This is a genomic window from Mycobacterium sp. UM_WGJ, from assembly GCF_000455125.1.
Taxonomy (GTDB): Bacteria; Actinomycetota; Actinomycetes; order Mycobacteriales; family Mycobacteriaceae; genus Mycobacterium.
In genome coordinates this window covers 367808-394457 of the sequence record NZ_AUWR01000008.1, presented here as the reverse complement: position 1 = coordinate 394457, position 26650 = coordinate 367808, and the positions used below count along the sequence as shown (strand labels likewise).

Here is a 26650-nt window from a genome sequence, read left to right as displayed (position 1 = left end):
ACCGAGCGTGCATTCAGCGCGAATTTCCGTTGGGATTTTCGCGCTGAGTGCACGTTCGGCGTAATACGGCCGGTCGGCGTATTTCGGCCGCCAGCGCGGTGATATCGGCCGGACTGACCCGGCAGCAACCGCCCACGATGCGTGCTCCGGCGGCTACCCATTGCGGCACCAGCGCCGGCGAGAGCCGCTTCGGTCCGACCCACTCCCCGGAGTCCCAGCGCTCACCGCTGTTGGGGTACACGATCACCGGCTTGCCGGTGACCTGGTGGGCGATATCGATCGCCGGCAGGACGTCTTCGGGGGCGCAGCAGTTGACCCCCACCGCGACGATCTGCGGCACACCGGCGGCCACCGCGAAGGCCTCGGCAAGGGGCTGTCCGGCACGGGTTTGCGCGCCATCGATCGTGTAACTGAGCCAGGCCGGCACATCCGTCTCCCGGACCAGACCCACCAGTGCCGCTGCCTCATCGAGGTCCGGCACGGTCTCCAGCGCGAGCAGATCGGCGCCGGCGTCGGCCAGGATCTCGAACCGGGGCCGGTGCCACACAGACAGTTGGCCGACCGAAAGTCCGTACCGGCCGCGGTATTCCGAGCCGTCGGCGCGAGCGGCGCCGTACGGGCCGACCGACGCCGCAACCCAGTGCGCACGCTCGCCGCCGGCCTGGCGGGCCAGGTCCACGCTGCGGCGCAACAGCCCAGCGGCTGCCCGGCGATCGATCCCGCGGGCGGCAAACCCCTCGAAGCTTGCCTGGTAGCTGGCGGTCGTCGCGATCTGTGCGCCGGCGGTCAGGAAGGCCGCATGCACGGACGCGATGTCGCGGGGTGCCTCAACGAGCAACCGGGCAGACCACAGCGGGTCGGACAGGTCGGCCCCGCGGGCTTCCAGTTCCGTCGCCAGCCCCCCATCGGCGACCAGCACGGTATCGTCGGGCACGGCGAACCCCACGTTTGCCACTCTAGAGCTGGAAAGGCTCCGCCCGTCTCACAGCCGGGTAACGCCCCCGAAACGCTCACGCCACGCCAGCGCGTCACACGCCGGCTCTGGCGCTCGGGCTATATCTTCGTGGGGCAGGCAGACGGAGCCCGTGATGAATACCAACGACGCGATTCGGCCTTATCGGTCGCCTCGCACCGGAATGAACGGGTAGCGTCGGAGCAGACACCGGCACCCCGACGACAGACGGCGAACAGGAAGTAGGTCCTAACGCACTATGGCGCGCATCGGAGACGGCGGGGACCTGCTGAAGTGTTCGTTCTGCGGCAAGAGCCAGAAGCAGGTCAAGAAGCTCATCGCAGGTCCAGGCGTATACATCTGCGATGAGTGCATCGACCTGTGCAACGAGATCATCGAAGAGGAGTTGGCCGACGCCGACGACGTGAAGCTCGATGAACTGCCCAAGCCTGCTGAGATCCGGGAGTTCCTGGAGGGCTACGTCATCGGCCAGGACACGGCTAAGCGGACGCTGGCGGTGGCCGTCTACAACCACTACAAGCGCATCCAGGCCGGCGAGAAGAGCCGCGACTCGCGCTCCGGTGAGCCGGTTGAGCTGACCAAGTCCAACATCTTGATGCTCGGGCCCACCGGCTGCGGCAAGACCTACCTGGCCCAGACCTTGGCCAAGATGCTCAACGTGCCGTTCGCGATCGCCGACGCCACCGCGCTGACCGAAGCGGGTTACGTGGGTGAGGACGTCGAGAACATTCTGCTCAAGCTGATTCAAGCGGCCGACTATGACGTCAAGCGCGCCGAGACCGGCATCGTCTACATCGACGAGGTCGACAAGATCGCCCGCAAGAGCGAAAACCCGTCGATCACCCGCGACGTCTCCGGCGAGGGCGTGCAGCAGGCGCTGCTGAAGATCCTGGAGGGCACGCAGGCCTCGGTTCCGCCGCAGGGCGGTCGCAAGCACCCGCACCAGGAATTCATCCAGATCGACACCACCAACGTGCTGTTCATCGTCGCCGGTGCGTTCGCCGGTTTGGAGAAGATCGTCTCGGACCGGGTTGGTAAGCGAGGCTTGGGCTTTGGTGCGGAGGTTCGGTCCAAAGCCGAGATCGACACCACCGACCACTTCGCCGAGGTCATGCCCGAGGACCTGATCAAGTTCGGTCTGATCCCCGAGTTCATCGGCCGGTTGCCGGTGGTGGCCTCGGTGACCAACCTCGACATGGAGTCGCTGGTCAAGATCCTGTCCGAGCCCAAGAACGCGCTCGTCAAGCAGTACACCCGACTGTTCGAGATGGACGGGGTGGAGTTGGAGTTCAGCCAGGACGCGCTGGAGGCCATCGCGGACCAGGCCATTCACCGCGGCACCGGCGCGCGCGGACTGCGGGCGATCATGGAAGAAGTCTTGCTACCGGTGATGTACGACATCCCGAGCCGCAACGACGTCGCCAAGGTCGTCGTGACCAAGGAAACGGTGCAGGACAACGTGTTGCCGACCATCGTGCCGCGTAAGGCATCCCGCGGCGAGCGTCGCGACAAGACCGCCTGATCCGGGGGCGGCGCTCGTCGCCGCACAAAGTTACTCGCCAGTACCCGACTTCTCTTAGAGTTGGCGTGCGAGTGAACGTGATGAAAACCACATTTCTGGCTCAAGTTGACCGCGAACCGTGGTGTGACATCGACATTTAACACTGAGTAACCCGAATTTCGACACGGTGTGGCGTCGTATGGTCTATAAGAGCGGTGCAATAATCGGTACTGCCAGTGACAGAAAAACTTGTGGGTGCGCCAGCCGTGCTGGACGGCCCGGGTGGACAGTGATGGAAGGCGGGGCCGTGGGGCCGAGTGGTAATGGAGTCGGGTCGGCACCCGGTCGCCAAAAACTCGAGAAGGTCGTCATCCGTTTCGCCGGTGACTCCGGCGACGGTATGCAGCTCACCGGCGATCGCTTCACCTCTGAGGCGGCTCTGTTCGGAAACGACCTGGCCACCCAGCCGAACTACCCGGCCGAGATCCGCGCACCTCAGGGCACCCTGCCGGGTGTGTCGTCGTTTCAGATTCAGATTGCCGACTTCGACATCCTCACCGCCGGTGACCGCCCCGACGTCTTGGTGGCGATGAACCCGGCGGCGCTGAAAGCCAACATCGGGGACCTGCCGCGCGGCGGCATGGTGATCGTCAACTCCGACGAGTTCACCAAGCGCAATCTGGCCAAGATCGGCTACGAGACCAACCCGCTGGAGACCGAAGAACTCTCCGACTACGTCGTGGTCCCGGTCGCGATGACCTCCCTGACGCTCGGCGCGGTCGAGGCCATCGGCGCGACCAAGAAAGACGGCGCCCGGGCCAAGAACATGTTCGCCCTGGGCCTGCTGTCCTGGATGTACGGCCGGGAGCTGGAGAGCAGCGAGCGCTTCATCCGCGAGAAGTTCGCCAAGAAGCCCGACGTGGCCGACGCCAACGTCCTGGCGCTGAAGGCGGGCTGGAACTACGGCGAGACCACCGAGGCGTTCGGCACCACCTACGAAATCGCCCCGGCCAAGCTGCCGGCAGGCGAGTACCGCCAGATCTCGGGCAACACCGCGATGGCCTACGGCGTGATCGTCGCCGGTCAGCTGGCCGACACCCAGGTGGTGCTGGGGACCTACCCGATCACCCCGGCCTCGGACATCCTGCACGAGTTGTCGAAGTACAAGAACTTCAACGTGCTGACCTTCCAGGCCGAGGACGAGATCGCCGGCATCGGTGCGGCGATCGGCGCCTCGTACGGCGGCGCACTGGGCGTCACCAGCACGTCCGGTCCCGGCTTGGCGCTCAAGGCCGAGGCGCTGGGCCTGGCGGTGATGACCGAGCTGCCGCTGCTGCTGATCAACGTCCAGCGCGGCGGCCCGTCCACCGGCCTGCCCACCAAGACCGAGCAGGCCGACCTGATGCAGGCGCTCTACGGACGCAACGGTGAGTCGCCGGTGGCGGTTGTGGCGCCGTGCACGCCGTCGGACTGCTTCGACGCGGCCATCGAGGCGGTCCGGATCGCGGTGACCTACCGCACCCCGGTGGTGCTGCTGTCCGACGGCGCGATCGCCAACGGTTCCGAGCCGTGGCGTATCCCGGACGTTGCCGCGATGGAGCCCATCGACCAGAACCTGGCCAAGGCCGGCGAGGACTTCGCGCCGTACGCGCGCGACCCGGAGACCCTGGCCCGGCAGTTCGCCATCCCCGGCACCCCGGGCCTGGAGCACCGGATCGGTGGCCTGGAAAAGGCCAACGGCTCCGGGGCGATCTCCTACGAGCCGGCCAACCACGATCTGATGGTTCGGCTGCGTCAGGCCAAGATCGACGGCATCAAGGTTCCCGACCTGGTCGTCGACGACCCGTCCGGGGACGCCGAGCTGCTGATGCTGGGCTGGGGCAGTTCCTACGGCCCGATCGCCGAGGCCTGCCGGCGGGTCCGGCGGGGCGGCGTCAAGGTTGCGCAGGCGCACCTGCGCAACCTCAACCCGCTGCCGGCCAACCTGGGTGAGGTGCTGCGGCGCTACCCCAAGGTGGTGCTGCCGGAGATGAACCTGGGCCAGTTGGCGCTGCTGCTGCGCGGCCGCTACCTGGTCGATATCCAGTCGGTGACCAAGGTGACCGGCCAGGCATTCCTGGCCGATGAGGTCGAGGGGATCATCGACGACGCGCTGGCCGGCACGCTGGCCGACCGGGAGAACGAGAAGGCGTCGCTGGCCAGGGCCGCGGCGGTCACCATTGCGGGTACAGCAGGAGCGAACTCATGACCACCACCGAAGCTGTCGGCTCGCTTGTCGGAACCGATCTGGGACTGACCGCGCTGAGCGGGGTCCCCACCACCGACGAGCCGCAGAAGTCCAAGGACTTCACCTCCGACCAGGAGGTGCGCTGGTGCCCGGGCTGTGGCGACTACGCCATCCTCAACTCCGTCCGCAACTTCCTGCCTGAACTGGGGGTGCGGCGGGAGAACGTGGTGTTCGTCAGCGGGATCGGCTGCTCGAGCCGCTTCCCGTACTACATGAACACCTACGGCGTGCACTCGATCCACGGCCGTGGCCCGACGTTCGCCACCGGGCTGGCGACCGCCCGCGAAGACCTGAAGGTGTTCCTGATCACCGGTGACGGTGACGCGCTGTCGATCGGCGGCAACCACCTGATCCACACGCTGCGACGCAACGTCAACATCACCATCCTGCTGTTCAACAACCGGATCTACGGCCTGACCAAAGGCCAGTACTCGCCGACCTCGGAGACCGGCAAGGTCACCAAGTCGACGCCGTACGGGTCGCTGGACAACCCGTTCAACCCCATCTCGCTGGCCATCGGCGCCGAGGCGACCTTCGTCGGGCGTGCCCTGGACTCCGACCGCAAGGGCCTCACCGAGGTCCTGCAAGGTGCGATGGAGCACCGCGGCTCGGCGCTGGTGGAGATCCTGCAGGACTGCCCGGTGTTCAACGACGGCTCCTTCGACCTGCTGCGCAAGGAAGGTGCGGACAGCCGCATCATCAATGTCCGGCACGGCGAGCGCATCGTGTTCGGCGCCGAGGGGGAGTACTGCGTCATCAAGTCCGGTTTCGGGCTGGAGGTCGCCAAGACCGCCGATGTCTCGGCCGAGCAGATCGTGGTGCACGACGCCACGCAGGCCGACTCCTCGTACGCCTTCGCGCTGTCGCGGCTCTCGGAGCAGGACCTGTCGCACTTCCCGATGGGCATTTTCCGCAAGGTCAGCAAGCCCACCTACGACGACCTGGCTCGCGCGCAGGTCGCCGAGGCCCGGCAGTCGACCGCTCACGACACCGCCGCACTCCAGGCGCTGCTGCGTGGTCGCGACACCTGGACTGTCGACTGACGCCATGAATGCCGGTCGGTTGGCCGGTGTCGTGCTGGCCGGCGGGGCATCGCGCCGGATGGGCCGCGATAAGGCCACGCTGACTGTGCCGGGCAGGTTCGTCGGTCTGACATTGGTGCAACACCAGGTCTCGGTGCTGGCGCAGCGTTGCGATCCCGTCTTCGTGGTGGCCGCGGAGGGCCAGCTGCTGCCCGAGCTTGCTGCGCAGGTACTGCGCGACGAAGTGCCAGGGCTGGGTCCGTTGCCCGCAATCGGGCTGGGGTTGCGGGCCGCGGCACGCGCCGGCGCCCAGCGCGCCTTCGTCTGCGCGGTCGACATGCCTTTTCTGACAACAGATTTGATCGACGCACTGACTTCTTCCGCGGCCGACGTCGTATTGCCGCACGCTGAGCGAGACCACTATCTGGCCGCGGTGTATCGCACCGCCCTGGCCGACACAGTCGCCGACTTGGTGGCTGCCGGAGAACGCCGAGTGGGCGCGTTGATCGAGGTGGTCGAGGTCCGGCGGATCATCGTGTCCGACGCGTCTCCGCTGGCCAATCTCAACTCTCCGGACGACCTCAGCGGGCTGCACTGAGTCGCGCATCAGCAAATATGATTTCGAACCATAAATACGGCACGATTCGGTACTGACGGATAGCGAAATATGCCGTCATATTATCTGTATTGAGATGGAAAAATTATTGGCACAGTGCGGCATTGAAAGGTGACCGCTCTGTTCTGGTGGTCCGGAACCGCTTGTAGCGCAAGGCAATTGGCTTGGCGCCTCGGCGGGTGAGTAATGCCGGGCCGGGCTGAGTTGCAGCGTGAATGCCGCCTGGTCAATCGCATGTCAGCGCGGTATCCGGGAACCTTTCGCCTGCTCGGGGTGCGTCGGCCGGCTCCGGTCAGCTGACCTGCGACAAGTGGGGCAGCTGGTGTTGCTGAGGCTCCTGTAGCATTCGATCCTCCCTGCGGCGGTCGATGTAGACGCCCGCAAATCTCCTCATTTCCAGTGGTCCAGCCCACAAAAACCTCGTGATCTGACTCACGCTCGCGGATGCGTGCCGCCGCATCGGCGGAACTGCTCAAGGCGGCGCTGACCTGCTATAACCATTCCCGATCACAGTGTGATGGTTTCGTTATCTGTCCGAAATATGCGCGGGATGCGGTTGGACTTGTCGCATGAACGTTTCGTAAGTTTCCTCTCGCCTAATGCAAGGCAAACAAATTCAATCGACGGAACCGCGTGTGAGCGGGGCCGCGGGCGGCCCCTCGAACGCCCCCGCGGTGCCGGGTGTCATCCCGGCGGGCGCACTGCCCCCGCTGTCGTGCCTGACCTAGACGGCACGTCCCGAAGACCACTCCGGCCTGGAACCCAGGCGTGCCAACCCACCCAGTGGGCGCACATCGGTGCGCGCGTTGCGAAAGGAACGATGTTGAAGAACGTCCGCAAGCCGCTCACGCTGGCCGCGATCGCCGGCGCCCTGATCACCGGCGCGGTCGCCCTGTCCGACGCCACCGCTAAGGCGGACAGCGTCAACTGGGACGCCATCGCGGCCTGCGAGTCGGGCGGCAACTGGTCGATCAACACCGGTAACGGTTATTACGGCGGGCTGCAGTTCAATGCCGGCACCTGGCGTGCCAACGGTGGCAGCGGCATGCCGCACAACGCCAGCCGTGCCGAGCAGATCCGGGTTGCCGAGAACGTGCTGCGCAGCCAGGGCATCGGTGCCTGGCCGGTGTGCGGCCGTCGCGGCTGACCATCCCTGTCGCGCTATCGACGACGGCGCCGGGCGAGCAGCCCGGCGCCGTCGCCGTCGGACCGCATTCCTGACCGAGTAGCGTCGGTGACGTGCCTGAAACGCCTCGTGAGCTCGACATCATCCTCTATGGAGCCACCGGTTTCGCAGGGAAGCTGACCGCCCAATATCTGGCCCGCGCCGGCGGCGCCGCCCGGATCGGGCTGGCCGGCCGTTCCGCGGAACGGCTGCGTGAAGTCCGCGACGGCCTCGGATCGCCGGCCCAAGACTGGCCGATCGTGGTGGCCGACGCCGGTAAACCGGCAACCCTGGAGGCGATGGCGGCCCGCACCCGGGTGGTGATCACCACCGTCGGCCCCTACACCCGCTACGGCATGCCCCTGGTCGCGGCCTGCGCCGCGGCGGGCACCGACTACGTGGACCTCACCGGCGAGGCGCTGTTCGTGCGGGAGAGCATCGATCGGCACCACAAGGAGGCCGCCGATAACGGCGCCCGTATCGTGCACGCCTGCGGCTTCGACTCCCTTCCGTCGGACATGAGCGTGTATGCCCTGTATCGGGCCGCCCGCGACGACGGCACGGGCGACCTGCTCGACACCGACTACGTGGTGCGAGGTTTCTCCGCCGGGGTGTCCGGCGGCACGCTGGCCTCGATGGTCGAGGTCCTGAGCGCTGCCGCCAAGGACCCGGAAGCCCGACGGCTGCTGAACGATCCCCACACGCTCAGCTCCGATCGGTCCGCCGAACCCCGACTGGGCCCCGAGCCGGACCTGTCGTGGCGGCGGGGTCGCGACATCGCACCGGAACTGGACGGAATCTGGACCGCCGGCTTCGCCATGGCGCCCGTCAACACCCGGATCGTGCGACGCAGCAACGGACTGCTCGACTGGGCCTACGGGCGCCGGTTCCGCTACGCCGAGCACATGAGCGCTGGGTCGTCGGCCGCGGCACCGGTGCTGTCTGGGTTGGCGACCGGGATGGGCAAGGTGACCTTCGGGGCCGGCGGCCAGCTCTTGGGGCTCGTTCCGGCCGGACTGCTGGAGCGGGTGTTGCCCAAGCCGGGCACTGGGCCCAGCCGCAGCCGCCGCGAGAACGGTTACTACCGCATCGAGACGTATACGACCACCAGCAGCGGAGCCCGCTACCGCGCGGATATGGCGCAGCAGGGCGACCCCGGCTACCAGGCCACTTCGGTGCTGCTGGGCGAGAGCGCGCTGGCGCTGGCGCTGGACCGTGACGCCCTGTCGGACCACTACGGTGTGCTCACCCCGGCGGCCGCGATGGGCGATGTGCTGCTGGCCAGACTGCCTGCGGCGGGAGTGACCCTGGAGGTCTCCCGGCTGCGTTGATCGGCGCTCAATTGTTCGGTGCCGGCCACTGATCTTTCCGCTAATGTCATTTTCGACCGCTGCCCTAGCGGCACCCAGCAACGAAGGTGGAATCTCATGGCCGGTCTCGACGATCTTTTCGCTCAGATCCCCATCCAGGACATCGCCAACCAGCTCGGCGCTGACGCGGGTGAAGTGGACAGCACCATCCGAACCCTGGTGCCGGTGCTGGTCGGCGGGCTGAGTCAGAACGCCCAAGACCCGGGTCAGGCCAACAGCATCGTCAACACCGCCTCGACCTTCGCGGCGCAGGGACTGCTGGACAACGCGCTGGGCGCCAGTCAGTCCGAAGGCCAGCAGGTGATCTCCACCATCTTCGGCGGCAACGACACCAGCCAGGTCGCGTCGGCGCTCTCGGGTGCCGGCGCGGGCAACAACGACCTACTGCAGAAGCTGCTGCCGATCATCGCGCCGATCGTGCTCGCCTACATCGGCAAGCAGCTCAGCGGCCAGAAGGCCGAGCCGGCCCAGGAACAAGCCTCCGGTGGCGGCCTCGGTGACGTCCTGGGCAGCATCCTGGGCGGTATGGCCGGTGGCGGTGCCGCCAAGAACCAGTCGATGGGCAGCATCCTGGGCAACATGATCGGCGGCAAGACCGGCGGCGCCATCGGCGACATCCTCGGGGGTCTGCTCGGCGGCAAGAAGTAGCCCACCTGCGTGAGCAGTCGTGAAAGCCCCCGAATCGTGCCGGATTCGGGGGCTTTCGCGACTGCTCGGCAGGCATTCCTAGAATTGACCGGTGACTGACACTCCCAACGCCGCCGACACCGATCACCTACCCAAGTCATGGGAGCCGGGTGCGGTAGAGGACGCGATCTACCAGCGTTGGGTGGATGCCGGCTACTTCACCGCGAATCCGACCAGCGATAAGCCCGGCTATTCGATCGTGCTGCCCCCGCCGAACGTCACCGGCAGCCTGCACATGGGGCATGCGCTCGACCACACCCTGATGGACGTGCTGACCCGTCGTAAGCGGATGCAGGGCTACGAGGTGTTGTGGCTGCCGGGCATGGACCACGCCGGCATCGCCACCCAGAGCGTGGTGGAACGCCAGCTCGCCGCCGACGGCAAGAGCAAGCAAGACTTCGGCCGCGAACTGTTCATCGAGAAGGTGTGGGACTGGAAGCGGGAGTCCGGTGGCACCATCGGCGGCCAGATGCGCCGGCTCGGCGACGGTGTGGACTGGAGCCGTGAACGCTTCACCATGGACGACGGCCTGTCGCGGGCGGTCCGCACCATCTTCAAGCGGCTCTACGACGCCGGGCTGATCTATCAGGCCGAGCGACTGGTCAACTGGTCGCCCGTGCTTCAGACCGCAATCAGCGATCTCGAGGTCAAATACGAAGACATCGAGGGCGAGCTGGTGTCGTTCCGCTACGGCTCACTCGATGACGCCGAGCCCCATATCGTGGTGGCCACCACCCGGCTGGAAACCATGCTCGGTGACACCGCGATCGCGGTGCATCCCGACGACGACCGGTACCGCGAACTGGTGGGCAGCTTCCTGCCGCACCCGTTCCTGGAACGACAGATCGCTGTGGTCGCCGATGCGCACGTCGACCCCGAATTCGGCACCGGCGCGGTCAAAGTCACCCCCGCCCACGATCCCAACGACTTCGAGATCGGCCTGCGTCACCAGCTGGAGATGCCGACGATCCTCGACGAACGCGCCCGGATCACCGGCACCGGAACACAGTTCGACAACATGGACCGGTTCGAGGCCCGGGTCGCGGTGCGTGAAGCGCTGGCCGCGCAAGGCCGCATCGTCGCCGAGAAGCGTCCCTACGTGCACAGCGTCGGGCATTCCGATCGCAGCGGCGAGGTCATCGAACCGCGGCTGTCCATGCAGTGGTGGGTCGACGTCTCCTCGCTGGCCAAGGCCGCCGGTGACGCGGTCCGCAACGGAGACACGGTCATCCATCCCAAGAGCCTGGAGCCGCGCTGGTTCGGCTGGGTTGACGACATGCACGACTGGTGCATTTCCCGGCAGCTGTGGTGGGGGCACCGCATCCCGATCTGGCACGGGCCCAACGGCGAGAAGGTCTGCGTCGGACCGGATGAGACCCCACCGGAGGGCTGGGAGCAGGACCCCGACGTGCTGGACACCTGGTTCTCCTCGGCGTTGTGGCCGTTCTCCACGATGGGCTGGCCGGACGCCACGCCTGAGCTGGAGAAGTTCTATCCGACAAGCGTTTTGGTGACCGGCTACGACATCCTGTTCTTCTGGGTCGCCCGGATGATGATGTTCGGCACCTTTGTCGGCGGCGACGCCGCGTTGCCCGAGGGCAAGGTTCCGTTCCGCAATGTGTTCCTGCACGGCCTGATCCGTGACGAGCACGGTCGCAAGATGAGCAAGTCCCGCGGTAACGGGATCGACCCGCTGGACTGGGTGGAGATGTTCGGCGCCGACGCCCTGCGGTTCACCCTGGCCCGCGGGGCGAGCCCCGGCAGTGACCTGTCGATCGGTGAGGACCATGCCCGCGCGTCGCGGAACTTCGTCACCAAGCTGTTCAACGCGACACGGTTCGCCCTGATGAACGGCGCCTCGCCGGCGCCGCTGCCACCGGTGGAGGAACTGACCGACGCCGACCGCTGGATCCTGGGGCGCCTGGAAGAGGTTCGTGCCGAAGTAGATTCGGCGTTCGAGGGCTACGAGTTCGGACGGGCGTGCGAGGCGCTGTATCACTTCGCCTGGGACGAGTTCTGCGACTGGTACGTCGAATTGGCCAAGACTCAGCTGGGGCAGGGGCTGACCCACACCACGGCCGTGCTCGCGGCGGTGCTCGACACCCTGTTGCGGCTGTTGCACCCGGTGATCCCCTTCGTCACCGAAACTCTGTGGCAGGAGCTCACCGGTGCAGAGTCGCTGGTGATCGCGGATTGGCCGGCCCCGTCGGGCATCGCCTTGGACCAGGTGGCCGCGCAACGGATCACCGACATGCAGAAGCTGGTGACCGAGGTGCGCCGGTTCCGCAGCGACCAGGGTCTGCGTGACCGGCAGAAGGTCCCGGCCCGGCTGACCGGCATCGAGGATGCCGACCTGGCCACCCAGGTGGCCGCGGTGGCGTCCCAGGCCTGGCTGACCGAGCCGGGACAGGACTTCGCGCCCTCGGCCACCGTCGAGGTAAGGCTCGGCGCCGGTGCCAAGACGAGCACCGTCGTCGTCGAACTGGACACCTCGGGCACCGTCGACGTCGTCGCGGAACGCCGCCGCTTGGAAAAGGACTTGGCCACCGCGCGCAAGGACCTCGATGCCACCTCGGCAAAGCTGGGCAACGACGAATTCCTGGGCAAGGCGCCCGAGGCTGTGGTCGAGAAGATCCGGGCCCGCCAACAGCTGGCCCGCGACGAGGTGGAGCGGATCACCGCGCGTCTGGCAGGCCTGGCGTGACCGATCAACCGGTCGGCACCACTGAGCCCACCCCGGACGAGGTCGCGGCGCTGCTGCAGGTCGAGCACCTGCTCGATCAGCGGTGGGGCGAGACCAAGATCGAACCGAGCCTGACGCGCATCAACGCCCTGCTGGAACTGCTCGGATCGCCGCAGCGCGGTTACCCGGCCATCCACGTCGCGGGCACCAACGGCAAGACCTCGGTGGTGCGGATGATCGACGCGCTGCTGACGGCATTCAGCCGCCGGACCGGGCGCACCACCAGCCCGCATCTGCAGTCGGCGGTCGAGCGCATCGCGATCGACGGCCAGCCGATCAGCCCGGCGCGCTATGTGGAGACCTACGCCGAGATCGAGCCCTTCGTGCAGATGGTCGATGCGTCCTCGCAGGCAGACGGGGGACCGGCCATGAGCAAGTTCGAGGTGCTCACCGGGATGGCGTTCGCAGCCTTCGCCGACGCTCCCGTCGACGTCGCCATTGTGGAAGTCGGCATGGGCGGCCGCTGGGACGCCACCAACGTCGTGGACGCTCCGGTCGCCGTCATCACCCCGATCGGCATCGACCACGTCGACTACCTCGGCGACGACATCGCCGGTATCGCCGCGGAGAAGGCCGGCATCATTCACCGCTCGCCGGACGAACTGACCGACACCGTGGCGGTCATCGCCCGTCAGGCGCCCGAGGCGATGGAGGTGCTGCTCGCCGAATCGGTGCGCGCGGATGCCGCGGTGGCACGGGAGAACTCCGAGTTCGCGGTGCGCAGCCGTCAACTCGCGGTCGGCGGACAGGTGCTGGAACTGCAGGGCTTGGGCGGGGTGTACTCCGAGATCTTTCTGCCGTTGCACGGTGAGCATCAGGCCCACAACGCGGTGCTGGCGCTGGCGGCGGTGGAGGCGTTCTTCGGGGCCGGCGCCGATCGGCAGCTTGATGTCGAGACCGTCCGGGCGGGTTTCGCCGCGGTGCGCAGCCCCGGCCGGCTGGAGCGGATGCGCAGTTCGCCCACCGTGTTCATCGACGCCGCGCACAACCCGGCCGGCGCCGCCGTGCTGGCCCAGGCCCTGGCCGAAGATTTCGACTTCCGGTATCTGGTCGGTGTCCTCAGCGTGCTCGCTGACAAGGACGTCGACGGAATCTTGGCGGCGCTAGAGCCCGCGTTTGATCGAATCGTGGTGACCCATAACGGTTCACCGCGTGCGCTGGACGTCGAGACGCTTACCGTTGCGGCAGCGCGGTGGTTCGGTGACGACCGGGTGGTCACCACCGAGACGCTTGAAGATGCGATCGACACCGCCACAGCGCTGGTCGACGAATTCGATTCCGAAGGCCAAGCTTCGGGAGCCGGCATCGTGATCACCGGATCGGTGGTCACCGCCGGTGCGGCCCGCTCGCTGTTCGGGAAGGACCCGGCATGACCCAACCGACCGACGTTCCTGACCCCTGGCGGGGTTTTCGCGGCGTGATGGCCGCGACGCTGATACTTGAAGCCATCACGGTGCTGCTGGCTCTGCCGGTGGTCGGCGTCGTCGGGGGCGGTCTGACACCGTTCTCGTTGGCGTACCTGCTCGGCTTGGCGCTGGTGCTGCTCTTGTTCGCCGGCATCCAGGGCCGCAGCTGGGCCATTTGGGCCAATCTGGCGCTGCAACCGGTACTGGTGGCCGGCTTCGTGATCTATCCCGGTGTGGGCATCATGGGCCTGGTGTTCACCGTGGTGTGGGGGCTGATCGCCTATTTCCGTGCGGTGGTCTTGCGACGCTCGTGACGGAACCGGTGACCGGGGCCGGTACGCTGTCGCCGTGCCGCTGGCGACGACGCAGGGCGGAGCAATGGATGAGGAGCGGCGCTGCATGACTGAGCGGACTTTGGTGCTGATCAAGCCGGACGGCGTGAACCGGCGGCTGGTGGGCGAGATCATCAACCGGATTGAGAAGAAGGGCCTGACGTTGGCGGCCCTGGAACTGCGGCCGGTACAGCAGGCCGTGGCCCGGCAGCACTACGCCGAGCACGACGGCAAGGCGTTCTTCGCTTCGTTGCTGGACTTCATCACCTCGGGTCCCGTGGTCGCCGCTGTGGTGGAGGGACCGCGCGCCATCGAGGCGTTCCGGCAGCTCGCCGGTGGTACCGACCCGGTGGCCAAGGCCACCCCGGGCACCATCCGCGGTGATTTCGGTCTGGAGACCCAGTTCAACCTGGTGCATGGCTCGGACTCGCCGGAGTCGGCCGAGCGTGAGATCGCGCTGTGGTTCCCCGACCTGAAGCCGTCGGTGTCGACGGATCCGATGACCCTGGCCTGACCGCGGAGTTAGTGCCTTTCGTTCGGCTCCTGTGGATTGTGTGGGATACTGACTAACGGGTGAACGTCACCGGACCGGTTTCCGACACCCGAATGAAGACTTCGGCGAGTGCGACGGTCGCGATATGTGATGCGGCGCCGATCGCCGGTTTTCATTCAGCCAGGCACCGAGTCGGTTCAACCCGAGCCCCTCGGAGCGAGACCACCACAAGCCCGGGGAAGTGAGCCGGGCCCATAACGAGAAGTCCTCGCGTGGCCGCGTCGCAACGACGCGCCCGGGGGCTTGAGGAGACGTACGTGGCAGACCCCTCTTTTTTTAATGGTCCTGATTCAGAGGTATCAGCAGCACCGAGCGAGCATGAGGAGCTGCCCGATCGACTTCGGGTGCACTCGCTGGCGCGGGTTCTGGGCACCACCAGCCGGCGGGTCCTGGAGGCGCTGACCGAGTTGGACGGGCGGGCGCGCAGCGCCCACTCCAGCGTGGATCGGGTCGAGGCGGTGCGGGTCCGCGACCTGCTGGACTCGGCAGCCGCGCCCGCTGTCACCGGACTGTTTCAGGAGGCCGGGGAGGCCGACGCGACGGGCGAGGTCCCCGACGAGCCGGAGTCCCGGTTGCTGCTGGAAACGGCACCGGAGCCGGCCGCTGTGCGGGCTGACTACATGCCGTTGTTCGTGGCGCCGCAGCCGGTCGCCTTCGAGCGCGCGGTGCCGCGCGACGTCGAAGTCGAGTCAGACGACGCGGACGACTACGGCGACGACGACATCGGCGGCTCCGACGCCGATGCCGACGCCGACACCGATGACGAGAACGGCGACCGGCCCGCCAACCGGCGCCGCCGCCGTGGACGCCGCGGCCGTGGCCGCGGCCGCGGGTCTGAGGGTGCGGCAGCCGAGGACGCCGACGATGAGACCGAGGACGACGACTCCGCCGCTGAATCGGAGGAGGCCGGAGACGCCGAGGACGCCGCCGACGAGGAAGGCGGTTCGGCCGACGACGCGGGCAGCCGTCGCCGTCGCCGTCGCCGTCGCCGCAAGGCCGGGACCGGCGAGGAAGAGGACACCGCGTCCTCGGACGACCCGCCCAACACCGTCGTGCATGAGCGGGCCCCGCGCGCCAAGACCAACCGGTCCGCCAAGAGCGACCGCGGCACCGGTGACGACGAGATCCAGGGCATCACCGGCTCGACACGGCTGGAGGCCAAACGGCAGCGCCGTCGCGACGGTCGCGACGCCGGGCGCCGCCGCCCGCCGATCCTGAGCGAGGCCGAGTTCCTGGCCCGCCGCGAGGCCGTCGAACGCCGGATGGTGGTCCGTGACCGGGTCCGGACCGAGCCCCCGCACCAGGGCGCCCGCTACACCCAGATCGCCGTGCTGGAAGACGGCGTGATGGTCGAGCACTTCGTCACGTCTGCCGCATCGACCTCCCTGGTGGGCAATGTCTACCTGGGCGTCGTCCAGAACGTGCTGCCGTCGATGGAGGCCGCCTTCGTCGACATCGGCCGGGGCCGCAACGGCGTGCTCTACGCCGGTGAGGTGAACTGGGAAGCTGCCGGACTCGGCGGTGCCAACCGCAAGATCGAACAGGCGCTCAAACCCGGCGACTACGTCGTGGTGCAGGTCAGTAAGGACCCCATCGGACACAAGGGCGCCCGGCTGACCACGCAGGTGTCGCTGGCGGGTCGCTACTTGGTCTATGTGCCGGGCGCATCGTCGACCGGCATCAGCCGCAAGCTGCCCGACACCGAACGTCAGCGGCTCAAGGAGATCCTGCGCGAGGTGGTGCCCGCGGACGCCGGCGTGATCATCCGCACCGCGTCGGAGGGCGTCAAGGAATCCGACATCCGCGCCGACGTCGAACGCCTCCAGGAACGCTGGAACCAGATCGAGGCCACCGCCGCCGAGACCAAGGCGAAAGCCGCCGGAGCCGCAGTGGCGCTCTACGAAGAGCCCGACGTGCTGGTCAAGGTGATCCGAGACCTGTTCAACGAGGACTTCTCCGAGTTGGTGGTCTCCGGTGACGACGCCTGGGCCACCATCAACGACTACGTGGGCTCGGTGGCACCCGAGCTGGTGCCGAAGTTGACCCGCTACACCGCGCCGACGGGTCCGGAGGGCCAGGCCGGGCCGGACGTGTTCGCGGTGCACCGCATTGACGAGCAGCTGGCGAAGGCGCTGGACCGCAAAGTCTGGCTGCCTTCGGGCGGCACGCTGGTTATCGACCGCACTGAGGCGATGACAGTGGTCGACGTCAATACCGGCAAGTTCACCGGCTCCGGCGGCAACCTCGAAGAGACGGTGACCAAGAACAACTTGGAAGCCGCCGAAGAGATCGTGCGACAGCTTCGCCTGCGTGACATCGGCGGCATCATCGTCATCGACTTCATCGACATGGTGCTGGAGTCCAACCGGGACCTGGTGCTGCGTCGGCTGACCGAGGCGCTGGGCCGTGACCGAACCCGCCATCAGGTTTCGGAGGTGACGTCGCTGGGGCTGATTCAGCTGACCCGCAAACGCTTGGGCACCGGGCTGATCGAGGCGTTCTCGACCTCGTGTCAGCACTGCGCCGGGCGTGGCATCGTGTTGCACGCCGACCCGGTGGACTCTGCCGGGCCGGGACGCAAGACCGAACCGGGCGGTGGCGGCACCACCAGCAGCCGCCGCAGCAAGCGATCGAAGAAGCCGAAGGTCGACGAACCGGCGGTCGTCAAGGTTCCGGTGCACACGCCCGGTGACCACCCGATGTTCAAGGCGATGGCTGCGGCCAGCGACCGGCACGACGAGTCGGACGACGAGCACGGGACTGCGCCCGAGGGCGATGAGCTGGTGGTGAACCTGGCCGGCCAGGACGCCGAAGGCGCCGAGGAGACCGAGGGCGCCGGCGAGGTGGCCCAGGAGGCCCTGGAGTCCGACGTGGCCGATGAGGACCTCGCCGAGGACGACGAAGACGTCGATGAGGACAGCGACGACGAAGATGTCGATGAGGACGTCGATGAGGATGTCGACGACGATGACGACGAAGTCGATCTCGACGACGATGACGACGAGGACTTCGATGACGACCTGGACGTCATCGATGAGTCCGATGAGTCCGACGAGTCAGACCAAGACGACTCCGATGAAGACGACTCCGACGATGCCGAGGACTCCGAGGACGCGGACGAACCCGAGGTGGCGGTTGCGGTGGTCGAGCGTCCGCGACGTCGACGTGCGGCGGCCCGGCCGGCCGGGCCACCGATCTGACATCGTGCCGGTTTGACCCCTTAGCCGCTGGTCACGTACCCTTGACCAGTTGTCGCCAGGCGGGAATAACCACAGCTCGGCGGACAGAACCCCAGACACCTGCGCAAGTCCCGATGGCGTGCGCGCCCGAGAAGCAGAGGTAGAAACCAACGATGGCGACGTACGCAATCGTCAAAACCGGCGGCAAGCAGTACAAGGTTGCCGTTGGTGACGTGCTCAAGGTTGAGAAGATCGAGTCCGAGCCGGGATCGTCGGTCTCGCTGCCGGTCGCGCTGGTGGTGGACGGTGCCACCGTCACCACCGACGCCGCCAAGCTGGCGAAGGTCGCGGTCACCGGCGAGATCCTGGAGCACACCAAGGGTCCGAAGATCCGCATCCACAAGTTCAAGAACAAGACCGGCTACCACAAGCGGCAGGGTCACCGTCAGCAGCTGACCGTGCTCAAGGTCACCGGAATCAAGTAGCAGCAGGAGGCAGCGAGATGGCACACAAAAAGGGCGCTTCCAGCTCACGTAACGGGCGCGACTCAAACGCCCAGCGACTCGGCGTCAAGCGGTTCGGCGGCCAGGTCGTCAAGGCCGGCGAGATTCTGGTGCGGCAGCGCGGCACCCACTTCCACCCCGGCGTCAACGTCGGGCGCGGCGGCGACGACACCCTGTTCGCCACGGCACCCGGTGCGGTCGAATTCGGTGTGAAGCGCGGCCGCAAGCTGATCAACATCGTGCCTGTCGCCCGCGACTAGTCGCCGGCGTAACTGGGCGCCATTCGGCGCCGGATAGGTAGTAACGCCATGTCCCGGTTCGTCGACCGCGTTGTCATCCATGTGCGCGCCGGCGACGGGGGCAACGGCTGCGCCTCGATTCACCGAGAGAAGTTCAAGCCGCTCGGTGGTCCCGACGGTGGCAACGGTGGTCGCGGCGGCAGTGTCGTGCTGGTCGTCGACCCGCAGGTGCACACCCTGTTGGACTTTCACTTTCGTCCGCACATCAACGCGGCGTCCGGCAAGCAGGGCCAGGGCAACAACAAGGACGGCGCCACCGGCGCGGACCTCGAGATCAAGGTTCCCGACGGCACCGTCGTGCTCGACGAGCACGGGAGGCTGCTGGCCGACCTGGTCGGGACGGGTGCCCGCTTCGAGGCGGCCGCCGGAGGACGCGGCGGGCTGGGCAATGCGGCGCTGGTGTCGCGCGCCCGAAAGGCGCCCGGCTTCGCACTGCTGGGGGAGAAGGGCGAAACCCGCGACCTCACGCTGGAACTCAAGACCGTCGCCGACGTCGGGCTGATCGGGTTTCCGTCCGCGGGCAAATCTGCGCTGGTGTCGGTGATCTCGGCGGCCAAGCCGAAGATCGCCGACTATCCCTTCACCACGTTGGCGCCCAATCTGGGCGTGGTCTCGGCCGGAGAGAACACCTTCACCGCAGCCGATGTGCCCGGACTCATCCCCGGTGCCTCGACCGGTCGCGGGCTGGGCCTGGACTTCCTGCGGCACATCGAACGCTGCGCTGTGCTGGTGCACGTCGTAGACTGCGCGACCGCCGAACCGGGCCGTGACCCGCTCTCGGACATCGAGGCGATCGAAGCCGAACTGGCTGCCTATACCCCCACCATGCAAGGGGATTCGACGCTCGGCGACCTGGTTGACCGGCCGCGCGCGGTGGTACTGAACAAGATCGACGTGCCCGAGGCGCTGGAGATGGCGGAGTTCGTCCGCGATGACATCGCGGCCCAGTACGGCTGGCCGGTGTTCATGGTCTCGACGGTGAGCCGTGCCGGCTTGCGGCCGTTGACGTTTGCGCTGGCCGAGATGGTGTCGGCGTATCGCGCCGCACAACCGGAGCCGGTGGCGCGCCGCCCGGTGATCCGGCCCGTTCGCGCGGGGGAGACCGGGTTCACCGTGGAATCCGACGGCGAGGGCGGGTTCCTTGTGCGCGGTACACAACCCGAGCGCTGGGTGCACCAGACCAACTTCGACAACGACGAAGCGGTCGGCTACCTGGGTGACCGGTTGGCCCGGCTCGGGGTCGAAGACGAACTGCTGAAGCGAGGCGCCACACCGGGCTGCGCGGTGACCATCGGAGACATGACCTTCGACTGGGAGCCGACCACTCCGGCGGGGGTGGACATCACGTTGTCCGGTCGGGGCACCGACAGCAGGCTGGAGCGTACCGACCGAGTGGGTGCCGCCGAACGAAAGGTCGCTCGCAAGCAGCGCCGCGAGCACACGGAGGAATCGTGACCGGCACCGGTGTTGCGCGCGAAGCGATTCGGACCGCGCGCAGCGTCGTGGTCAAGATCGGCACCACCGCCCTGACCACCGAATCGGGCATGTTCGACGCGGCCCGGCTGGCTGGACTGGCCGAGGCCATCGAAGGCCGGATGAAGGCCGGTTCGGATGTGACGATCGTGTCCTCGGGGGCTATCGCCGCCGGCCTGGAGCCGCTCGGACTGACCAAGCGGCCAACCGACCTGGCCACCAAGCAAGCCGCCGCCAGCGTGGGCCAGGTGGCGCTGGTCAATGCGTGGAGTGCCGCTTTCGGCCGGTTCGGCCGCACCGTCGGACAGGTGCTGCTCACCGCGCAGGACGTGTCGATGCGGGTGTCGCACACCAACGCCGCCCGCACCCTGGACCGGCTGCGGGCGTTGCACGCGGTGGCGATCGTCAATGAGAACGACACCGTGGCCACCAGCGAGATCCGCTTCGGCGACAACGACCGCCTCTCGGCGCTGGTCGCGCATCTGGTGGGCGCCGACGCACTGGTGCTGCTCTCCGACATCGACGGCCTCTATGACTCCGATCCTCGTAAGGGTCCGGCCCGCCTGGTCCCCGAGGTAGCCGGACCGGATGACCTCGCCGATGTGGTCGCCAGCGAGGGCAGCCACCTGGGCACCGGCGGCATGGTGTCGAAACTGTCGTCGGCACTGCTGGCCGCCGACGCGGGAGTTCCGGTGTTGCTGGCCGCGGCCGGCGAGGCCGCTGCCGCCCTCTCCGACGCATCGGTGGGGACCGTCTTCGCGCCCCGGGCGCAACGGTTGTCGGCACGCAAGTTCTGGGTGCGTCACGCCGCCGACGCGGCCGGGGTGCTGACGCTGGATGCCGGGGCGGTCGAGGCGGTGCTGGATCGCCGGCGCTCCCTGCTGCCGGCCGGGATCACCGCGGTCGCGGGCAGGTTCTACGGCGGCGACGTGGTCGAACTGTGTGGCCCGGACGGAGCCGTGGTGGCCCGCGGCGTGGTCGGCTACGACGCCGCCGAGCTGGACGACATGATCGGCCATTCGACCGCCGAGTTGGCACCGGACGCGCGCCGGCCGGTGGTGCATGCCGACGATCTGGTCGCAGTTTAGGAACTCGTCCGCATGAGCACCGTATTCACCATCGACGGGGCCGGCTGGAGTGGGTTTCTGCGGTTCATGTGCCGCGGTGCGGTCACCAGGGGCAAGACCGTGACAAACGTCAAGTACCCCAACACCTACTTCGAGGGCCTGCGCTATGTCCCGGCCGTCGCCGCGGTGCAGCGCGGTGCGCAAGCCCTCGACGACATGCTGACCGCTCACTTCAGCGCCGCACCCGATGCCGACGACGTACTGGTCTACGCCGTGAGCATGGGGGCACAGGTCGCCTGTAAGTGGTTGCGCGAGAAGGGGCCGACCTCGCCGGTCCCCACCGACAAGGTGTCGTTTCTGCTGCTGGCCAACCCCGAACAGCCGTTCCATGGCATCTACCAGGCCGATCCGAAGCTGGTCACGTTCATGAAGCTGCCCGACTACGGCGGCGTCGGTGTGCCCGCGGACACCCGGTTCGCGGTGACGGATTTGTGCCGCCAATACGACGGCATGGCCGACTTTCCCAACCTGCCCGCCGCACACGTCGACGCGTTGGCCGTCAGAAACGCTCTGCTGGGACTGGTGACCGTGCACAACAACTATTTCCGGGTCAACCTGGACAGTCCCGACAACATCCGGGTCACCCGCGGCAACCTCACCTACGTGTTTTGTCCCACCCGGCGCAAGAGGCGTCGGCGTATCGAGCGCAGTTATGACCGCTCGGCCTGGAGCTACTGATCGGTGGGCTTGAGATACAGTGCGCCCCAAACGATTTCCGTCAGGGCAGTGGCGAGTTCCGAATCGTAGTCGGCGTCGCGGGCCGGCAGGTTCTGCTGACATACCCGCTCCACCATCCAGGTGAGGGCGCTGGCGGTTGCGGTGGCGGGCAACTCGCGGCGAATGGAGCCGTCGGCCTGGCCGTCTTCGATGACCTGGGCCACCCGGCCGGAGATGCCGGTCAGCAAGTCCCGGTAGGTGGCGCCCACCAGCGGGTCGTAGCCGGCCATCTCGTTGAGCGCGATCAGCAGTGGTTGATGCCGCCGGTAGTTGGCGATGATCGCGGCCATCGCGGCGCGGACATCGCCGGGATCGCGGCGCTGCGCCACGCCCCACCAGCGCTCGGCCCCCGCGGCGAGATCGCCGAACACCTGGCCGGCGAGCCGGCGCAACAGGTGACCCTTGTCCTCGAAGTAGATGTAGAAGCTGGCGCGTGAGATGCCGGCCTCAGTCGCAAGGCGGTCCACGCTGAGTTCGGTGAAGCTGGCGCCGGCGCTCATCAGTCGCTCGGTGGCATCGAGGAGATGCCGTTCGATCTCCTCGCGCCGCTCCTGGCGGCCGGCGGCGGGCTTGCGGGTCACAGAAGCCACAGCGAGCAGCGTAACGGCAAGGCCGACGTCTTGACTAGACAGACTGTCTAGACCTACTGTCGGTTCGAGCCCGGTGTGACCGGGGCCATACCCCGAGGAGGTCTCGTGACCGCACCATCCGCCGCGCTGCGCAGCTACGACGCGGTCGACCTGTCCTCACGCGCGTTCTGGTCCAGCACCGCCGCGGAGCGGGAGCGCTCGTTCGCGGTGCTGCGTGCCGAGCGTCCGGTGAGCTGGCACCCGCCTGTGCAGGACGCCATGCTCAACGATCCCGACGATCCCGGCTATTGGGCGGTCACCCGCCACGCCGACATCGTCGAGGTGAGCCGCACCAACGAGGTGTTCCTGTCCGGCAAGGGTGTGCAATTCGAGAACATCCCCGCGGAGATGCTGGAGACCACCCAGTCCTTCCTGGCCATGGATCCGCCCCGGCACACCAAACTGCGCAAACTGGCCACCGCTGCGTTCACTCCCCGCCAGATCAGGCGCATCGAGGACTCGATCACGGCCAGCGCCACGGCCATCGTCGACGAACTCAAGGCCGCCGGCAGTGGGGCCGACTTCGTCGAGTACTGCGCCAAGGAACTGCCGCTGCGCACGTTGGCCGACATGGTCGGCGTTCCCGATTCCGAGCGTGCGCAGGTGGCCCATGCCGCCGACGCCCTGGTATCGACCAACGACCCGGTGTTCCTCGCCGGGCGCGACCCGCTGGCGGTGATGGGCGAAAACATCATGTATCTGCATCAGGTCGCCGGCGCGCTGGCCGCGCAACGCCGTGAGACTCCCGGTGACGACCTGTTCAGCAGCCTGGTCAACGCCGAGGTCGACGGTGACCGGCTCACCGACGCCGAGGTGTCCGCCTACTTCGTGCTGCTGGCGGTGGCGGGCAACGACACCACCCGCCAGACCGCCAGCCATGCCCTGCGGGCGCTCACCGACTTCCCCGAGCAACGCGCGTGGCTGCTGGAGGACTTCGACCGCCGTATCGGGACCGCGGTAGAGGAGTTCATCCGCTACGCGACGCCGGTGATGACCTTCCGCCGGACCGCCGCAACCGATTACGAACTCGGCGGCCAGACCATTCGGGCCGGCGACAAGGTGGCCATGTTCTATGCGTCAGGCAACTGGGATGCGCAGGTGTTCGACCAGCCCGATCGCCTGGATCTGAGCCGCGACCCGAATCCGCATCTGGGTTTCGGCGGCGGCGGGCAGCACTACTGCCTGGGGACCCATGTGGCGCGGGCCCAGCTGCGGGCACTCTTCGGCGAGTTGCTCCATCAACTGCCGGGTATCGAGGCAGGCGACCCGGAGTATCTAGCGGGCAGCTTCATTCACGGGATCCGTGCCATGACTTGCACGTTCTGATGCGGTTGGTCCCGGCTCGGTCAGTCCGAACCGCCGGCCGGTGGCGTCCTTGCCGATCGCGGTCAGCACGATGACGGCGATCAGCGTGGGCACCAGCGTGACAACCAGGGCGTACGGGTAGCCGTGCGAGGCCGCCAAGTGCTCCTGGATCGGCAGGTTGAACGCGGCGAAGAGATTGCCCAGCTGGTAGGTCACGCCCGGATAGAAGCCTCGGATCGCGTCCGGCGACATCTCGGTCAGGTGCGCCGGGATCACGCCCCAGGCGCCCTGCACGCAGATCTGGATCAGAAACGAGCCCAGGCACAGCATGCCCGCGGTGTGCGACAAGGCGAACAGCGGCACGATCGGTAAGCCCATCGTCGCGGCCCAGATGATCGCGTAACGTCGGCCCAACCGCTGTGACAGCGAGCCGAAGATCAGCCCGCCGATGATCCCGCCGATGTTGTAGATCACCGCGATCCACTTGGCCGTGACATGGGACAGACCTGCGCCGTCGGGGGAGGTCAGAAACGTCGGATAGATGTCGTGCGTGCCGTGGCTCATCCAGTTGAACGCCGTCATCAGCAACACCAGGTAGCAGAATCGGCGGATCACCTTGGCGTCGGTGAACACGTCACGAATCTTGGTCTGGGTCAACCGCATCCGGTCCTGGGTAGCCTGCCAAATCTCGGACTCCGTCACCCGGTAGCGGATCAGCAGGCTGACCATGGCCGGCAGGATCGAGAGCCCGAACAGCCAGCGCCAGGACAACCCCAGCACGTCGTTCACCAGGAGCGAGGCCAGGGTGGCGGCCAGGTAGCCGAACAGATAGCCCTCCTGCAGCAGCCCGGAGAAGAACCCGCGGCGCTCCGGCGGGATCTTCTCCATGGCCAGCGCGGCGCCCAGCCCCCATTCGCCGCCCATCCCGATCCCGTAGAGCAGACGCAGAATCACCAGCACAGTGAAGGTGGGCGCGAACGCACACAAGAACCCCACCGTGGAATAGAAGATCACGTTGACCATCAGCGGTATTCGCCGGCCGACCCGGTCGGCCCACAGGCCGAACAGCAGCGCGCCCAGCGGGCGCATCACCAGCGTGGCGGTGGTCAGAAACGCGACCTCGGTCTTGGTGTGGCCGAAGGTCTTGGCGATGTCGGCGTAGACGAACACCACGATGAAGTAGTCGAAGGCATCCATCGACCAGCCCAATACGGCAGCGAGGAACGAGTTGCGCTGGTCGGCCGTGAGCCGCTGCTTCGTCACCCGAGCATCCTGCCGGATTTTGCCGCGATTGTGTGCCGCTACCGAGGATTACCGCGACGAAATTTCGCAGGGCAGCTCTGCGGCCAGCAGCGCCAGTGCCGGTGAACAACCGCCGTCGATCTTGACGTCGGCCAAGTCATCGCCGCGGGTGGGGCCGCGGTTGATGATCGCGACCGGGACACCGCGCGCGGCGGCATGGCGAACAAACCGGTAGCCGGAGAACACCGTCAGCGACGAACCCGCCACCAGCAATGCCTCGGCGTCCTCGACCATCGAATAAGATTGGGCGACGCGCTCTTTGGGGACGCTTTCGCCGAAGTAGACGATGTCGGGCTTGAGTATCCCGCCGCAGTGCCGGCAGTCGACGAAACGGAATGACGCGGTATCGGTGACGACGGCGTCCGCGTCGGGCGCCACGGCGATACCGCCGAGCTTTCCCGCCCGGTCGATGAACCCGGGGTTGAGCTGCTCGAGCTGCTCGTGCAACGCGCCTCGGCTCAAGGATTGCCCGCAGGTCAAGCAGATCACCGTGGCGTAGCTGCCGTGCAGATCCACCACGCGCCGGCTCCCGGCTTTGGTGTGCAGCAGATCGACGTTCTGGGTGATCACCCCGCTCACCACGCCGGCCTCTTCCAGCGCGGCCACTGCCAAGTGCCCGATGTTGGGTGCGGTGTCGGCCATGTGGCGCCAGCCGATGTGGTTGCGAGCCCAGTACCGCTGACGAAACACCTGGTCGCCGGTGAACTGGGCGATGGTCATCGGGTTGCTCGGCGGGGAGTCCGGGCCGCGATAGTCCGGAATGCCCGAATCGGTGGAGATGCCGGCGCCGGTGAGCACCGCGACCCGCCGGCCCGCAAGCAGCGTCAGCAGGTCGCAGACCGTCGGCTCGGTTCCGCCCATCCGGCTAGCGTAGGCACTTCGCGGCGGTCGACTGCTCGGCAGCCATGTTGCGGCACATCATCTCCAGTGCGGCGGCACCCAGTGCGGCGTCGATGTGGGCGACCGCGTCGACCGGTATCACCACCGGAAGGTGCCGGACATAGGCGTCCAGAGCGGTGTAGAGGATGCATTGCTCGGTGACCTGCCCGGTCAGGATCAACCGCTGGGTGCCGAGCCGGCCCAGCAGATACTCCAGCGGAGTGGAGTAGAAGGCGCTGTGTCGCACCTTGGTCATCAACCGGTCGCCGGCTACCGGGGCGATGGGCCGCACCAGTTCGGGTCTGGAGCCATCCAGCGCCGACGCGGCGATCTGGGCGAATCCAGCGGTGAAGTCGCCGTAGTTGTCGTTGACGTAGATCAGGTCGACATCATCGGCGGCCCGGCTGCGTTCCACCAGGTCGGCCAGCGGTTCGACGATCTGTGCGACGTTGTCGGCCAGTTGTTCGGCGTCGGCATGGCGGTAGGAGTTGAGCATGTCGACGACGATTACCGCGGTATCGGTCATGCCCCTGGTGATACCCGAAAGCTGCACGTTGACACAGTCCGGGCGACAATGGGGGC

At 67.2% G+C, this 26650-nt stretch carries 22 protein-coding genes and 1 pseudogene; 18 read left to right on the top strand and 5 right to left on the bottom strand.

From position 1 onward, the window contains the following. Positions 1–13: 13 nt before the first annotated feature. On the bottom strand, positions 14–946 hold the full coding sequence (gene mmuM, locus N416_RS0103695; RefSeq protein ID WP_024440786.1) for a homocysteine S-methyltransferase: 933 nt from the start codon (positions 944–946) through the stop codon (positions 14–16). A 265-nt stretch (positions 947–1211) separates the two neighbouring features. Here mmuM and clpX point away from each other — a divergent pair, with 265 nt between their 5' ends. From clpX to N416_RS0103605, 17 genes and pseudogenes are all read left to right on the top strand, one after another. Further along, the gene (clpX, locus tag N416_RS0103690) at positions 1212–2495 is read left to right on the top strand and encodes an ATP-dependent Clp protease ATP-binding subunit ClpX (protein ID WP_024440785.1); all 1284 of its coding nucleotides are present in this window, start codon (positions 1212–1214) and stop codon (positions 2493–2495) included. A 286-nt stretch (positions 2496–2781) separates the two neighbouring features. Further along, positions 2782–4722: a 2-oxoacid:acceptor oxidoreductase subunit alpha gene (locus N416_RS0103685; protein WP_024440784.1), complete on the top strand. Its 1941-nt coding sequence runs from the start codon at positions 2782–2784 to the stop codon at positions 4720–4722. After that, a complete protein-coding gene (locus N416_RS0103680) occupies positions 4719–5804 on the top strand; it encodes a 2-oxoacid:ferredoxin oxidoreductase subunit beta (protein WP_024440783.1) in 1086 nt (361 codons plus the stop codon). The genes N416_RS0103685 and N416_RS0103680 overlap by 4 nt, the downstream gene beginning before the upstream one ends. 4 nt (positions 5805–5808) lie before the next feature. Further along, entirely contained in the window at positions 5809–6381 is a 573-nt protein-coding gene (gene mobA / locus N416_RS0103675; RefSeq protein ID WP_081654439.1) for a molybdenum cofactor guanylyltransferase, read from the top strand. 931 nt (positions 6382–7312) lie between these two features. Next, positions 7313–7546: pseudogene (locus N416_RS0103665) on the top strand (transglycosylase family protein); the annotation flags it as partial. Between the two features lie 92 nt (positions 7547–7638). Next, positions 7639–8895: a trans-acting enoyl reductase family protein gene (locus tag N416_RS0103660; protein ID WP_024440780.1), complete on the top strand. Its 1257-nt coding sequence runs from the start codon at positions 7639–7641 to the stop codon at positions 8893–8895. A 96-nt stretch (positions 8896–8991) separates the two neighbouring features. Next, positions 8992–9582 carry a DUF937 domain-containing protein gene (locus N416_RS0103655; protein ID WP_024440779.1) on the top strand — a complete coding sequence of 197 codons (591 nt, stop codon included), beginning with the start codon at positions 8992–8994 and terminating at the stop codon, positions 9580–9582. 91 nt (positions 9583–9673) lie between these two features. Next, positions 9674–12325, top strand: coding sequence for a valine--tRNA ligase (locus N416_RS0103650; RefSeq protein WP_024440778.1), 2652 nt, complete (start codon positions 9674–9676; stop codon positions 12323–12325). Then, entirely contained in the window at positions 12322–13737 is a 1416-nt protein-coding gene (locus N416_RS0103645) for a folylpolyglutamate synthase/dihydrofolate synthase family protein (RefSeq protein WP_024440777.1), read from the top strand. Before N416_RS0103650 ends, N416_RS0103645 begins: the two co-directional genes overlap by 4 nt. Then, positions 13734–14084 carry a DUF4233 domain-containing protein gene (locus tag N416_RS0103640; protein WP_024440776.1) on the top strand — a complete coding sequence of 117 codons (351 nt, stop codon included), beginning with the start codon at positions 13734–13736 and terminating at the stop codon, positions 14082–14084. Before N416_RS0103645 ends, N416_RS0103640 begins: the two co-directional genes overlap by 4 nt. An 85-nt stretch (positions 14085–14169) precedes the next feature. Then, entirely contained in the window at positions 14170–14616 is a 447-nt protein-coding gene (gene ndk / locus N416_RS0103635; protein WP_024440775.1) for a nucleoside-diphosphate kinase, read from the top strand. 296 nt (positions 14617–14912) lie between these two features. Beyond that, positions 14913–17855, top strand: coding sequence for an Rne/Rng family ribonuclease (locus tag N416_RS0103630; protein ID WP_024440774.1), 2943 nt, complete (start codon positions 14913–14915; stop codon positions 17853–17855). Positions 17856–18007: 152 nt separating this feature from the next. Continuing rightward, positions 18008–18319: a 50S ribosomal protein L21 gene (rplU, locus tag N416_RS0103625; RefSeq protein ID WP_024440773.1), complete on the top strand. Its 312-nt coding sequence runs from the start codon at positions 18008–18010 to the stop codon at positions 18317–18319. A 17-nt stretch (positions 18320–18336) separates the two neighbouring features. Continuing rightward, positions 18337–18597, top strand: a complete 261-nt coding sequence (gene rpmA, locus N416_RS0103620; RefSeq protein ID WP_024440772.1) for a 50S ribosomal protein L27 — start codon at positions 18337–18339, stop codon at positions 18595–18597. A 48-nt stretch (positions 18598–18645) separates the two neighbouring features. Then, positions 18646–20091, top strand: coding sequence for a GTPase ObgE (gene obgE, locus N416_RS0103615; protein ID WP_024440771.1), 1446 nt, complete (start codon positions 18646–18648; stop codon positions 20089–20091). Then, entirely contained in the window at positions 20088–21197 is a 1110-nt protein-coding gene (gene proB / locus N416_RS0103610) for a glutamate 5-kinase (protein ID WP_024440770.1), read from the top strand. The genes obgE and proB overlap by 4 nt, the downstream gene beginning before the upstream one ends. A gap of 12 nt (positions 21198–21209) precedes the next feature. Next, complete coding sequence (locus tag N416_RS0103605) at positions 21210–21914, top strand: PE-PPE domain-containing protein (protein WP_024440769.1); 705 nt, start codon at positions 21210–21212, stop codon at positions 21912–21914. Here the strand turns inward: N416_RS0103605 and N416_RS0103600 are convergent. Beyond that, entirely contained in the window at positions 21908–22543 is a 636-nt protein-coding gene (locus tag N416_RS0103600) for a TetR/AcrR family transcriptional regulator (protein ID WP_024440768.1), read from the bottom strand. The two genes, N416_RS0103605 and N416_RS0103600, sit on opposite strands and share 7 nt — an antisense overlap. Positions 22544–22648: 105 nt before the next feature. Here N416_RS0103600 and N416_RS0103595 point away from each other — a divergent pair, with 105 nt between their 5' ends. Continuing rightward, positions 22649–23908, top strand: a complete 1260-nt coding sequence (locus N416_RS0103595) for a cytochrome P450 (protein WP_024440767.1) — start codon at positions 22649–22651, stop codon at positions 23906–23908. Here N416_RS0103595 and N416_RS0103590 read toward each other — a convergent pair. The 3 genes from N416_RS0103590 to N416_RS0103580 are packed head-to-tail and all read right to left on the bottom strand — an operon-like array spanning position 23858 to position 26594. Continuing rightward, positions 23858–25150 (bottom strand): MFS transporter, encoded by a 1293-nt coding sequence (locus N416_RS0103590; protein ID WP_024440766.1) that lies wholly within the window; start codon positions 25148–25150, stop codon positions 23858–23860. The two genes, N416_RS0103595 and N416_RS0103590, sit on opposite strands and share 51 nt — an antisense overlap. A gap of 48 nt (positions 25151–25198) precedes the next feature. Further along, complete coding sequence (locus N416_RS0103585; RefSeq protein ID WP_024440765.1) at positions 25199–26050, bottom strand: NAD-dependent protein deacetylase; 852 nt, start codon at positions 26048–26050, stop codon at positions 25199–25201. A 4-nt stretch (positions 26051–26054) separates the two neighbouring features. Further along, a complete protein-coding gene (locus N416_RS0103580; protein WP_024440764.1) occupies positions 26055–26594 on the bottom strand; it encodes a cysteine hydrolase family protein in 540 nt (179 codons plus the stop codon). Between the last annotated feature and the right edge of the window lie 56 nt (positions 26595–26650).